The sequence below is a fragment of the Hyphomicrobiales bacterium genome (assembly GCA_016710435.1).
GTDB lineage: Bacteria > Pseudomonadota > Alphaproteobacteria > Rhizobiales > Aestuariivirgaceae > Aestuariivirga.
Genome location: JADJVV010000001.1, coordinates 478245 through 490383 on the forward strand (window position 1 = coordinate 478245; position 12139 = coordinate 490383).

The 12139-nt window shown below is 63.7% G+C and carries 12 protein-coding genes; 4 read left to right on the forward strand and 8 right to left on the reverse strand.

The annotated features are described in order from the left end of the window. Positions 1-146: 146 nt before the first annotated feature. Positions 147-794, reverse strand: a complete 648-nt coding sequence (locus IPM06_02370; GenBank protein ID MBK8769256.1) for a pyridoxamine 5'-phosphate oxidase family protein — start codon at positions 792-794, stop codon at positions 147-149. A 58-nt stretch (positions 795-852) separates the two neighbouring features. On the opposite strand from IPM06_02370, the gene IPM06_02375 reads away from it, so the two are divergent. After that, complete coding sequence (locus IPM06_02375; GenBank protein ID MBK8769257.1) at positions 853-2316, forward strand: PLP-dependent aminotransferase family protein; 1464 nt, start codon at positions 853-855, stop codon at positions 2314-2316. On the opposite strand, the gene IPM06_02380 is transcribed toward IPM06_02375, so the two are convergent. Continuing rightward, complete coding sequence (locus IPM06_02380) at positions 2285-2953, reverse strand: DUF1194 domain-containing protein (protein MBK8769258.1); 669 nt, start codon at positions 2951-2953, stop codon at positions 2285-2287. The two genes, IPM06_02375 and IPM06_02380, sit on opposite strands and share 32 nt — an antisense overlap. 58 nt (positions 2954-3011) lie before the next feature. Between IPM06_02380 and IPM06_02385 the strand changes: the two genes are divergently transcribed. Beyond that, the gene (locus IPM06_02385; protein ID MBK8769259.1) at positions 3012-3491 is read left to right on the forward strand and encodes a copper chaperone PCu(A)C; all 480 of its coding nucleotides are present in this window, start codon (positions 3012-3014) and stop codon (positions 3489-3491) included. Here IPM06_02385 and IPM06_02390 read toward each other — a convergent pair. The 3 genes from IPM06_02390 to IPM06_02400 are packed head-to-tail and all read right to left on the reverse strand — an operon-like array spanning position 3488 to position 6662. After that, positions 3488-3847 carry a nuclear transport factor 2 family protein gene (locus IPM06_02390; protein MBK8769260.1) on the reverse strand — a complete coding sequence of 120 codons (360 nt, stop codon included), beginning with the start codon at positions 3845-3847 and terminating at the stop codon, positions 3488-3490. The two genes, IPM06_02385 and IPM06_02390, sit on opposite strands and share 4 nt — an antisense overlap. Next, the gene (locus tag IPM06_02395; protein MBK8769261.1) at positions 3844-5241 is read right to left on the reverse strand and encodes a M20/M25/M40 family metallo-hydrolase; all 1398 of its coding nucleotides are present in this window, start codon (positions 5239-5241) and stop codon (positions 3844-3846) included. Before IPM06_02395 ends, IPM06_02390 begins: the two co-directional genes overlap by 4 nt. After that, positions 5238-6662 carry a M20/M25/M40 family metallo-hydrolase gene (locus tag IPM06_02400; GenBank protein MBK8769262.1) on the reverse strand — a complete coding sequence of 475 codons (1425 nt, stop codon included), beginning with the start codon at positions 6660-6662 and terminating at the stop codon, positions 5238-5240. The genes IPM06_02395 and IPM06_02400 overlap by 4 nt, the downstream gene beginning before the upstream one ends. 230 nt (positions 6663-6892) lie before the next feature. Between IPM06_02400 and IPM06_02405 the strand changes: the two genes are divergently transcribed. Next, positions 6893-8311: a DASS family sodium-coupled anion symporter gene (locus IPM06_02405; protein MBK8769263.1), complete on the forward strand. Its 1419-nt coding sequence runs from the start codon at positions 6893-6895 to the stop codon at positions 8309-8311. A 4-nt stretch (positions 8312-8315) separates the two neighbouring features. Further along, the gene (locus IPM06_02410; GenBank protein ID MBK8769264.1) at positions 8316-9335 is read left to right on the forward strand and encodes a universal stress protein; all 1020 of its coding nucleotides are present in this window, start codon (positions 8316-8318) and stop codon (positions 9333-9335) included. Here the strand turns inward: IPM06_02410 and IPM06_02415 are convergent. From IPM06_02415 to IPM06_02425, 3 genes are read right to left on the reverse strand one after another with little or no spacing between them, the layout of a single operon-like run. After that, on the reverse strand, positions 9332-10255 hold the full coding sequence (locus IPM06_02415; GenBank protein MBK8769265.1) for a sel1 repeat family protein: 924 nt from the start codon (positions 10253-10255) through the stop codon (positions 9332-9334). The two genes, IPM06_02410 and IPM06_02415, sit on opposite strands and share 4 nt — an antisense overlap. Then, positions 10252-10821 carry a thiamine phosphate synthase gene (locus IPM06_02420; protein ID MBK8769266.1) on the reverse strand — a complete coding sequence of 190 codons (570 nt, stop codon included), beginning with the start codon at positions 10819-10821 and terminating at the stop codon, positions 10252-10254. The genes IPM06_02415 and IPM06_02420 overlap by 4 nt, the downstream gene beginning before the upstream one ends. Positions 10822-10854: 33 nt before the next feature. Further along, a complete protein-coding gene (locus tag IPM06_02425; protein MBK8769267.1) occupies positions 10855-12057 on the reverse strand; it encodes an MFS transporter in 1203 nt (400 codons plus the stop codon). Positions 12058-12139: the final 82 nt, after the last annotated feature.

The window sequence follows — 12139 nt, forward strand, 5'->3', positions numbered from 1 at the left end:
TCTCTTACGCGCCCCATACCTAGATGCTCACACCCCCACAAGCCGTGTGCCTGCAAGGAGAGGCAACACTTCTCCCCAGAAGGTTGCATCCGGTTCTGGTTAATCGCTGTTGGTAAAAAGGGGCTTAATGGGTGTCCTGTCCGCCCTCAGCCGAACTTGAACCCGGTCACATGGGGTGGCGGAGTCAGGCCAGGCACGAGACGTGGATCATCAACGACCGGACCGAAACGGTGGCCGATGGGAATGACGCCGGCCCAGATCGGCAGCGCGTAGTCTTCCTCATCATCGCCGGGCGGGCCTGAACGCACCTTGGCTGAGACCTCTTTGAGTTCGAGTCCGAGCACTGTCGTGGCTTTCGCCTCCTTCGCGCTCATGGGCCGCAGCAGATCCCAGCGTCCGGGATAGAGCAATTCCGTAAAGGCCTTGAGGCGCGCTTCCTTCTCGGCCACATCCGTGATCTTGAAGGCCCGGCCGAAAGCCATCACCGAACGGTAGTTGCACGAGTGGTTGAATGCCGAGCGCGCCATCACCATGCCGTCGAAAATGGTGACGTTGACACAGACTTCGGCACCCTCGGAAGCCTCCAGCATGCGGCTCGCGGATGACCCATGCCAGTAGATGTGATGTCCTTCGCGCCACTGGAGTGTGGGCGTCACCACCGGATGGCCGTCGAAGACATAGCCGACGGTGCACAACGGCTGGGCATCGAGAATGGGATGGATGACCGCTTCGTCATAGTGGGCGCGCTTGTTCATGCGCTTGACGCGGGTCCGTTCGCTGGGGGCAGTGGTCATGAAGGTTCTCCGGATTGTGTTGCCACCTACTGGCAGCATGGTCTACTGAAAAGAACCAATGTCAGCCGCGAAGACCAGACCACTTCAAACCACGGCCACGCTCGATCTCGGCATCGAACGGGACGACGCCGAACCGTTCCAGTCCCAGATCGCCCGGCAGGTGCGCCAGCTTGTGCTCTCGGGCCGCCTGAAGCCGGGCGCGAAACTCCCGTCCAGCCGCGCCCTCAGCGAACAGCTTGGCGTCGCCCGCGCCACCGTGGTGGATGCCTATGAACAGCTTCTCGGCGAAGGCTATCTGGAAACGCGTCTCGGTTCGGGCACCACGGTCGCGGCCGAACTGCCGGAGACCTTGCTGGCCACCGGACAGGGCAAGGCCGGCCACGGCGGAACAGCGCCACGGCAGAAGCGCGAACCGGCGCGTCCCTTCCGCGCCGGACTTGTAGACTGGGAGCATTTCCCCCACGACGACTGGGGCCGCATTCTCGGGCGGTACTGGCGCAATCCCCCCATCACGCTCCTGGAACACAACGATCCCTTCGGCTGGCTCCCGTTGCGCAAAGCGATTGCCACCCACCTCTTCGACTGGCGCGGCATCGCCTGCGAAGCGGAACAGGTCATCATGACGGCAGGTGGAAGCGATGCCTTCGAGCTTCTGCGCCGCGCGGTTTTCACGCCCGGCGATCAACTGTGGCTGGAGGACCCGGGCTATCCCACGGCGCGGCGCGTGTTCTCCCTGAGCGGCATCAACGTCGAGGCCATTCCCGTCGACGCCGAAGGCCTTGTGGTGAGCACGGCCGTGCAGCGCTTCCCGCGTGCGCGCGGCGCCTTCGTGACTCCGGCGCGGCAATATCCGACCGGCGTCACCATGCCGTTGACCCGCCGCCTGGAACTGCTCGCCTGGGCCAAGGAGGCGAACGCCATCGTCATCGAGGACGACTACGACAGCGAATACCGGTATGTCGGCCGACCCCTTCCCGCCCTGATGAGCCTCGACCGGGATGCGCGTGTCATCTACTCCGGCACCTTCTCGAAAGTGTTTTCACCCATCATCCGCCTTGGCTTCATGGTTGTGCCGAAGCGGCTGGTGGATGTGTTCCGCCACGAACGCACGGTATTCGGCGCGCCGCCTTCGCTGCTGGTGCAGCCGGCGCTGGCGCAGTTCATGGAGAGCGGGCAGTTTGCCGTCCACATCCGCCGCATGCGGCGGCTCTACTCGGCCCGCCGCGACAGCCTCATCGCCGCGCTCGCGCCCGGTTCACCCTCGCTGTTCCAGCTTGATGCGCCCCCGTCAGGCCTGATGCTGCTCCTGCGCTTCCCCGCAACGGCAGACGATGCCGCTCTGCAAGCCATCCTCATGGACGCGGGCGTGGAGACGCAGACTCTGTCCAGCCACTTCGCAGGCAAGCACCGTGAACAGGGACTGCTGCTCAGCTTCGCAGGCTTTCAGGATGACGACCTCGAACGGGCGGCGAACCGGCTGATCGCGGCGCTCAAGACCCGAGGGGGCGCAATTCGCGGATGAGCTTTTCGCGGATGGCCCGGGCATAGTCGTCAAAGCCGGCGGCGCGTTCGATGAAGCAATCAGTCCCGATGATCACTTGCCCCCGGTAATAGTCCGCAAGCTGCGCGTTGTCGGCATCGATGGGGAGGCCGTTCACAACGATGCCAGCGTTGAGCGCAGCGTCCCGCGCTGCATCGAGATCAAGCCCGCCATTGTCCACGCCATCGCCCGACACATCAATGACGCGGCGTTCCCCGGCAAAGCTGTTGTCCTCTAGGATGCCCACACCGTGGAGGATCGCCGTCGCGATCGATGTCGATGAGGCCAGGAAGGCGCGCCGTGCCCGCCCGATCCGAAAACCGAAGGCCTTTGCCTCCCGTGGCGATGAAATCCGTGTGAACGGCACGATGACCTTGGCTTCATCCGGTCCGCCCCATTGCGTAACGGCAACGGCAACGCCTTTGGGTCCGATGTTCGTCAAGGCCTCCAGCACACCGGGATCGCGGAACGCCGCGGCGAGGCCGTCCAGTTGCAGCGTGAACTCGCGCCGGTCCATGCTGGCGGAAGCATCCAGCGCCAGAACCAGTTCGACCGCAACGGCAGTCGGCTCCGCCCGCGCTGGCACCGCCATGGCGGACAGCCCGCAAAGAAGCGCCATTGCCCGCGCGCCCATGCCGCGCCACACTCGGCCTCTCTGATTTGCTAGGACCTGCCCCATGACGAAGCTGCTTTCCCTTGCCCTCTCCCCGCTCGCCCTGCTTGCCCTTGCCGCCGCGACCTTCGCAAGTGACATCATGGTGATGAATGCCGAGGCGCCCGCCTCGCTCACGCCGGTGAGCAAGACAGCGGCCATCTACATGATCCTCATGAATCACGGTGCGGAGGCCGATGTGCTGAAGGGACTCACAACGCCCGTCGCCACCCACGCCACACCGCACCGGACGATCAACGACAACGGCGTGATGAAGATGCGCCAGATCGAAAAGCTCGAATTCGGCCCGCAGGAGATGATGACCTTCGCACCGGGCGGAAACCACATCATGCTCACGGGCCTGATGGCGCCGCTCAAGGCTGGCCAGACCTTCCCGCTGGTCATGACCTTCGAAAAGGCGGGCGACGTGACTGTCACCGTGCAGGTCGTCGACAAGGTGGCCGGCGGCGGCGATCACATGGATATGGATATGAACGGGAACTAGGTCGCGTCCTCGACCTCGATTGACGTGATCAGGCCGTCCGCGTCGAACGAAACGGTTTCCGTGCCGCGCCGCTCCACCACCACACCCGTGACCTTGTGGGTTGCCCGAAGCTTCCACAGGCTGCGCGCCTGCAGCGGGCCCAAGGCTACAATTTCATCCTCGAAAACCTGATCGTCGGGGCAAGCGGCGAAATAGACGCCGAGCGCCGCGATCACGGCCTCACGGCCCTTCACATGCCCCAGGCCCTCCGACACGGAGAACACGTCTGGCGCCAGCAGCCGTTCCACGCCTTCGAGGTCGCGCGCATCCAGCATCTCATGGTAACGGGCCAAGGCGGCAACCGGATCGAAACTCACGTTCCCAGCGACGCCATGATACGCACCCAGCTCCGCATGCCATGATGGAAGCTCGACACGTCATACTTTTCGTTGGGCGAGTGAATGGCATCATCGTCCAGTCCGAAGCCGACGAGAACGCTGTCCATGCCGAGGATATCCTTGAAATAGCGCACGATGGGAATGGAGCCGCCGCCGCCCATCATCACCGTCTCGCGCTTGAACTCAGCCTTCAGGGCGGCCGCCGACTTTCGGATGAACACGTTCTTCTCGTCGATGGTGGACGCGGGACTGCCGCCACCCTTGCCGGAGAATGAAATCTTGGCATCGCCGGTCATGGCCTTCCTGGCAAAAGCCTGGAACGCCTTGATCACTTTCTTGGGGTCCTGCTTGCCCACGAGACGGAAGGTGAATTTTGCATGGGCCTGCGAGGGAATGACCGTCTTTGTGCCAGCGCCGGTATAGCCGCCCCACATGCCGTTCACTTCGGCCGTGGGCCGCGACCAGATCTGCTCCAGCACCGTGTAGCCCTTTTCGCCCGCCGCCGATTTCAAACCCACGTCGCCGAGGAATTTCCGTTCGGAGAACTTCAGCGAACGCCACTGCTTCTTTACCGCCGCAGGCAATTCGGAAACGCCAGCATAGAACCCGGGGATGGTGACCTTGCCCTTCTTGTCGTGCAGGGCCGCGATCAACTTGGTCAGAGCCCGGATCGGGTTCATGGCTGGACCACCGAACATGCCGGAGTGGAGATCGATCGAAGGACCCGTGACCGTCACTTCTTCATGGGCGAGGCCCCGGAGCCGCGTGGTGATGGCGGGCGTCTTCACATCCCACATGTTGCTGTCACAGACGAAGGCGGCGTCGCAGGCCAGTTCCTTCCTGTTGGCCTGCAGGAAGGGCACGAGCGAGGGCGAACCGCTCTCCTCTTCTCCTTCGATCAGGAACGTCGCCCGGATGGGCAGCTTGCCGTTGGTCTTGATGAGCGCCCGCGCCGCCTCCACGAAGGTCATCAACTGGCCCTTGTCATCGGCAGTTCCGCGGCCGACGAGTTGGTCCACGCCCTTCTTGTTCTTGCGGCGCACGGGCTCGAACGGCGGCGTGTGCCACAGCTCCAGCGGATCAGCGGGTTGAACATCGTAGTGGCCGTAGAACAGCACATGGGGCGTCTTTGCCGTCGCGTCGGGCGGCGTGTAGTGGCCAACCACCATGGGCCGCCCCGGCGTGGGACGAACCGAGGCTTCGCAACCCAAGGATTGCAATTCGCCGCAGATCCAGCTCGCCGCCTTCTCGCAATCGCCCGCATAGGCCGGATCAGCTGAAATGGAGGGAATGCGCAGGAAGGAGAACAACCGCTCGATGATGGTGTCCAGTTGCGCGTCGATGTCGGCCAGTGCCGCATTCACTTGTGTCATGATTCCGTTTCCTTGATGATTTCGCCAATGAAGCGCACCCAGGCGCGCATTCCCTTGTGAAAACTTTCGACCTTGTAGTTCTCGTCCGGGCTGTGGAGCGCGTCGTCGTCGTTGACGAAGCCCATCATCACGCTATCCAGCTTGAGATGCTGGGCGAAACTTTCGACGACGGGAATGGAGCCGCCCTCGCCCATCACCACGGGCGCCGTTCCCCACTCATCGGCAAGTGCGCGGCGTGCCTTGGCAATCCATGGACCGTCATCGGCCACCGCCACCGCCGCTCCGCCTCCATTGGATGTGAAGTGGGCCTTGCAGTCCTTCGGCAACTGCTTGCGGACAAAGCTGCGGAAGGCGCGGAGAATCTTCTTCGGGTCCTGCCCCGCGACGAGCCGGAACGTCATCTTCGCCGACGCCTGCGCGGGCAACACCGTCTTGTTGCCGGCCCCCGTGTAGCCGCCCCACATGCCGTTGATTTCCGCCGTGGGCCGCACCCACATCTGTTCCAGCACCGTAAACTCCTTTTCCCCGGCCGGCCTGGAAAGGCCGACACCGCCCAGATAGGCTTTTGCGTCGAAGGCCAGCTTCTTCCACGCCTTGCGGCGCGCTGGCGTAGGCACCTTCACGTCATTGTAGAAGCCGGGGATGGTGATACGGCCGTTCTTGTCGTGCACGCTGGCAAGGATGCGCGACAAAACCTTGATTGGGTTCACGGCGGGTCCGCCGTAATAGCCCGAATGCAGGTCAATGCGCGGTCCCGAGATGGTTAGATCTTCGCCGACGCAGCCCCGCAGCGACGACACGATGGCGGGCGTCGTCGGGTTCCACAGGCCGGTGTCACACACCAGCGCCACATCGGCCGCCAGAAGCGCCTTGTTGGCCGCGATGAAGGAATCCAGATGGCTGGAGTCGCCCTCCTCGTCGCCCTCGATCAGGAAGGTCAGGCGGAAAGGCAGTGAACCCCGCTCCGCCAGCCAGGCGCGGCTGGCTTCGGCAAAGGTCATCACTTGGCCCTTGTCGTCCGCGGCCCCGCGCGCAAAGATGCAGTCCCGGCCGTCTTTTCCCTTGGCGACCCGCGGCTCAAAGGGCGGGCTGGTCCAGAGGTCCAGGGGATCGGCAGGCTGCACATCATAGTGGCCATAGAACAGGATATGAGGGACGTGGGCCTGACCTGCCAACGCCGCCGCGGGCGGCTCGTAACGCGCCACCACGACGGGTTGACCCGTCGTGGGATGAATGGTGGCTGCGAGGCCAAACCCCTCGAACTGCGTCTTCAGCCATTGCGCCGTGTGCTGACAATCGGCTTTGTGGGCGGGGTCGGTGCCGATACTGGGGAAGCGCAGGAAATCTACGAGCCGGGCCATGCTCGCGTCAAATTGACGGTCAACCGTCGCCAGTACCTTCTCCGTTGCCGCAGCCGTCATTGCGAATCCCCTGTTGTTGCGGTGAAGCTAAACCAAAGGATGGCAGCATGACAGGGCCGGATGGCACACCGGGCATTGGTCCAGCAGGAGGCGCGGCAACGTTGGCGGCAGGTGGCCTGACGTTCAACCTGGCCCGCGACAGCCTGCAGGCCCACGAGCCGGTGACCGGCTTCACCCGCGTCCGCCGCCGGGGCTATCTCCGCTACCGCAAGTTTGCCAACGCCTTCGACATGGCGCTGCTGTGGAAGCGGCGCTGGTTCATCGTCACCATGATCCTGGGCTTCGCGTTGATGTCGGCGCCCACCCCCGCAGGGCTGAGCCATGACGGGCAGATCGTGCTGGTCATGTCGTTGATGGCGACCCTCCTCTTCATCACCGAGCCTGTGCCCCTGCCCTCCGTGGCTCTGCTGATTGTGGTCGGACAGGTGGTGCTGCTGGGCCTCGATTCCACCAGGGTCGCCAAGAGCCTGATGACGGATTCCGTTCTCTTCATCATGGGCTCGCTGATGCTGGCCGTGGCGGTGGTGAAGCAGCGGCTGGACAAGCGCATTGCCCTTGCCATCGTGCGCATGACGGGCACCAGCGTATTCTGGATTTCCTTCGGCATCGTCGCGGTGTGCGGTTTCCTGGCCTCGTTCATCGGTGAACACACGGTGGCCGCCATGATGCTGCCGGTTGGCGTGACATTGATCACCCTCACTTCCAACGACCCCAAGAAAGTGCACAATCTCGCCGCCGTCATCCTGTTTTCGATTTCCTTCGGCTGCTCCATCGCCGGCGTCACCACGCCTTCCGGCGGGGCCCGCAACGCCATCATCATCAGCTACTGGAAGGACTTCTTTTACGATCCGGCCAAGCCCGAGACGTGGCGCTATCTCATGGACTACCTGACATGGACGCTCTACGCCTTCCCCATGTTCCTGCTGCGCCTGCCGCTCGTCAGCCTCCTGCTCATTTACACTTTCCGGCCGGAAACGAGCGACCTGTCGCGCGCCGTCAGCCGCCTCCGCACGCAGGTGAAGCTGGAAGGCCCCATGCAGCTGTCCGGCTGGATGACGGTGATCGTCTTCACGGTCGTCATCATCGGATGGGCCTTCTTCTCCTCCAGTCTGGGCCTCGGCATCGTGGCCATCGCGGGTGCGCTGGCCTTCCTCGTGCTGGGTCTGGTGCGCTGGGAAGACATCAACAGCGGCGTGAACTGGGGGATCGTCCTGCTCTACGCAGCTGCGATTTCACTCGGTGTGGAAATGAAGGAAACAGGGGCCGCCGAGTGGCTCGCCAACGGCGCCCTCCATGCCGTGCAGTCCACGGCGGGCAACAGCACACTGGCCTTTGAAGCCGCTATCTCGCTCCTCACCGTGTTCGTTTCGAACACCATGACGGCGGGTGCTGCCGTCGCGGTGCTCTCGCCGATCGTGCTGAAGATGTCCGTCGCCGCCAACCACGATCCGCTGATCGCCGGCTTCCTCACCGCCATTTCTTCTGCCTCGGGCTACCTCACGCCCGCGGCCCAGCCGGCCTTTACCATCATCTATGCCTCGGGCTATCTCAAGGCCGCTGACTTCTTCAAGGTCGGCTCACGCATGATGCTCCTGTCCTTCATCATCCTGATGGCCGTATCGACCTTCTACTGGCCGGAATTGGGGTAGCGCCATGGCCCTTCTGGATTTCTTCCGCCGCACCAATCTCACCGACCGCCAGGAAGCAGCCGTGATGAAGACGCTGCAGAGCCTGCGATCTCAGCGCCGCAACCGCTTCCGTATCCTCGCCTGCATCGACGGAAGCGAGGAAGCCATGATCACCGTGCGCTTCGCCGCCCAATTGGCCGCGAGCAATTCCTGCGACATCATCATCCTCTATGTCCGACCCATCGACATGGGCCTGCATTCGGGCGGACTGCAGGTGCGCCTGGCGCGGCAGAACATGATCGACGCGGGCTTTGAACTGCCCGGTGTTTCGCACCTGAAGAAGTCGCTGGAAATCCTCAAGGCCGAAGGCATCGACGTCTCGGGCTGGACCCACACAGGTACTCATGAGGAGAGCTGGGGGGACGCGGCTGGCGACACCAAGGTGGAATACATTTCGCCCGAAGGCCGCAGCGTCGTGCTCAAGCTGAAGACCGCGCCGGACGAGGCAGGCGGCATCCTCGACCAGTACGAACTCGGTCCTTACAATCTCATGATTCTCGGCAAACCGTCGCGCTGGCGGAGCGAACTGCGGGCGTTCTTCGGTGCGGGAATTACCCAGACCGTAACGACCATGTCGCCCTGCTCCGTGCTGGTGGCGCGCAACAGTTTCGACCGCCACGGTTATTTCATCTGCACCGATGGATCGTCCCGCTCCTTGCAGGCGGTGCGCCGCTCTGCCGTGCTGGCGGCAATGACCGGCCAGCCGATCACGCTATTCTCCGCCGCCCCCGACGCAGAAGCATTGCCCGCCGCCGAGGAAGCCGTGAACAACGCCAAGGCGTTGCTCAAGGCCATGAAGATTGACGTGGCCGACGTGAAGACCGCCGTGGGAGACGTGATCGAGGAAATCGTGGAGCGCGGATCGCTCTACCGCATGATCGTCGTCACCGACGAAGGCCGCAGCCGGCTCGAACGACTGCTTAAGGGTTCACGCGCCACCGATGTGGTGCGCCTCGCCCGGACCAGCGTCCTCGACGTCCGCTAGTCCAGCGCCGGAGCAGGCTTCGCCACGAAGGCCGCGGCCCGGGCCTCCGCCTGTTTGCGCTGGTCCTTGCTCAGCGTCTTCATGAAATCATCCAGCGTCGGATCGGGGCGCCCGCCCTTTTCCGCGAGGAGGTTCCACATGGCGGCTTCAACCGGATCGGCGGTGGCGCCGGTGCCGCTGGCAAAGATGCGGGCGAGCCGGTTTTGCGCCACGGGATGGCCGTGTTCAGCAGCATAACGCAGCCACTTCACGCCGATATCGATATTGCGTTCCACCCCTTCGCCGCGAATGACCAGGACCCCATATTCGAGTGCTGCCTCCGGCATGCCCTTCAGAGCGGCCTTGGAAAGCCATTCCGCCGCAGCAACGGCATTCTTCGGCACGCCTTTGCCATCGAGATAGAGAAGGCCGAGATTGTATTGCGCATCCGCACTTCCCGATGCCGCCGCCTTGCCAAACCATTCCACCGCCTTGGGCCAATCGGGATCGGCGCCATAGTGTCCGGCATAGATCGTACCGAGATTGAATTGGGCACGGCTGTTGCCATTGCCCGCCGCCTTGGCGAGCCATGATGATGCTTCGGCCGGATCGACGTCACCCGCGTTCTCATCCAGCAGGAGCATGGCGTAGGCCAACTGCGCCTCGGGATCGCCCGCCTCTGCGGCCTTGCCGAACCACTCCCGCGCCTTTGCGGCGTCTTCCTCGACGCCCTGGCCATTCTGATACAGAGTGGCGAGAAGCACCATCGCCCGCACGTCACCCGCCATTGCGAGGCCTTCCGCAATGTTCCGCGCCTCGGCGTAATTTTTGTCGCTGTAAAGCGCCAGTGCTTCTTTGATCGACGCGGCGTGGAGCATGGTCGCCCCGCTGCTCAGCAGCACGGCCGCAAGCGCAAGCGCGCGCGCGCCTCGCAGGATCATGCCATTGCCTTTGTCAGCGCGCCGATCTCCAGCCGCGCCTGTTCGGGACTTTCCCACATCCGGTCCATGGGCCGGATAAAGTCCGGCTTGTGCGGCAGCACTGTGGCAAGCCCGGCCGCATCCACGGGGTCAAACGCCACGGCAGGCACTTCGAAGATATCCTGCCACCAGGCCAACAGAGGCTCACCCTGCGCTTGCGAGGCTTGTGCAAAGGCCACGTAATCCGCCCCCGCCTCCGCCGCCTCCATGGCGATGTGGCGCGAGGTGGCCGCGAACACGCCAATGCTTTCGGTCTTCAGCGTCGCCCTCAGCGCCTTCACCGGTTCGGAACGCGAGATGTGCATGCCATCTGCCTTCAGGTGATGCACGAGCCGCGGCTCGCAATCCCGGATGATGACGGCAAGGCCCAGGGCCTGCAGCTTTGGCACCAGTCCGGGGGTGACATTTTCGCCCACCAGGATCGAGGCGCAGTCTCCCGCCTCTGCCGCCGCTTCGGCGCAGGCCAGCAGAAGGGAATCGTCAAGGGGCGTGGCGGGAACAACGAGGAACAGGCGGGGATGGCTCATGGGCGGGGCTCTACCACCACCACGCGTGATTTGTCACCGGGGCGAGGTGCGCGGCAGGAAATAGGCGAGGAACCCCAACGCCGGCAGGAACGAGCAGAGACGGAAGACAAAGTCGATGCTCGTGTGATCGGCGACCACGCCAAGGGCCGCAGCGCCCAGCCCCGCAACGCCGAAAGCCAGCCCGAAGAACAGCCCAGAGATCATGCCGACGCGTCCCGGCAGCAGTTCCTGGGCGTAGACCACCATCGCCGAGAAGGCCGACGAGATGATGAGGCCGATGGGAATGGTGAGGGCGACCGTCCAGAACAGGTTCATGTAGGGCAGCGCAAGCGTGAAGGGCAGCGCGCCGAGAATGGAAGCCCAGATCACTGCCTTGGTGCCGATCCTGTCGCCGATGGGGCCGCCTGCGAAAGTGCCGACCGCCATGGAACCGAACAGCACGAACAGATAGATCTGCGCTTGCTGCGCCGTGACCTTGAAGTGGTCGATCAGGTAGAAGCTGTAATAGCTGTGCAGGCTCGAAGTGTAGACGAACTTCGAGAACATCAGCACCAGCAGGATGGTCAACGCCCCGCCGATCTGCCGCGAGGTGAGCGTCACCGAGCTGGCCTTGCCGGCGGCGCGCCGGGCATGATCGCGCAGCCAGCCCGCATACCAGCGGCCGACATAACTTAGCAGCACCAGCGCAGCCACGGCGAACACGGCAAACCACGAGATCGCCCCCTGCCCGCGTGGCAAGACAATGGCTGCCGCCAGCAGCGGACCGATTGCCGTGCCCACATTGCCGCCCACCTGGAAGGTGGATTGGGCGAAACCGAAGCGGCCGCCAGCCGAGAGCCGCGCCACGCGCGATGCATCGGGGTGGAAGATGGAGGACCCGACGCCGATCATGGCGGCGGCCAGCAGGATCATCGCATAGGAATGGGCATTGGCAAGCAGCAGCAACCCGGACAACGTGCAGACCGGCGCCACCGGAAGGGCGTAGGGCAAGGGATACTTGTCGGTGAAGGTCCCGACGAACGGCTGGAGGATGGACGCCGTCACCTGGAACACCAGCGTGATCATGCCCACCTGCGCGAAGGTCAGCGCGTAGTTGTCACGGAGCAGCGGATAGATCGACAGCAGCACCGCCTGCATCGTGTCGTTGATGCCATGGCAGATGGAGACGGCAAACAGCACCGTGAACACGGTGGACTGCGCTGATGCGGAGGTGGGCGTTGCTGTCGTGGCGGTCATGGAAATCCGTGTAGCCGCGACGGCCGCCGGGGATCAAGCCGGGGCCAAGCAGGGCAGGTCTGCGGCAGGGACTGGCATGTGT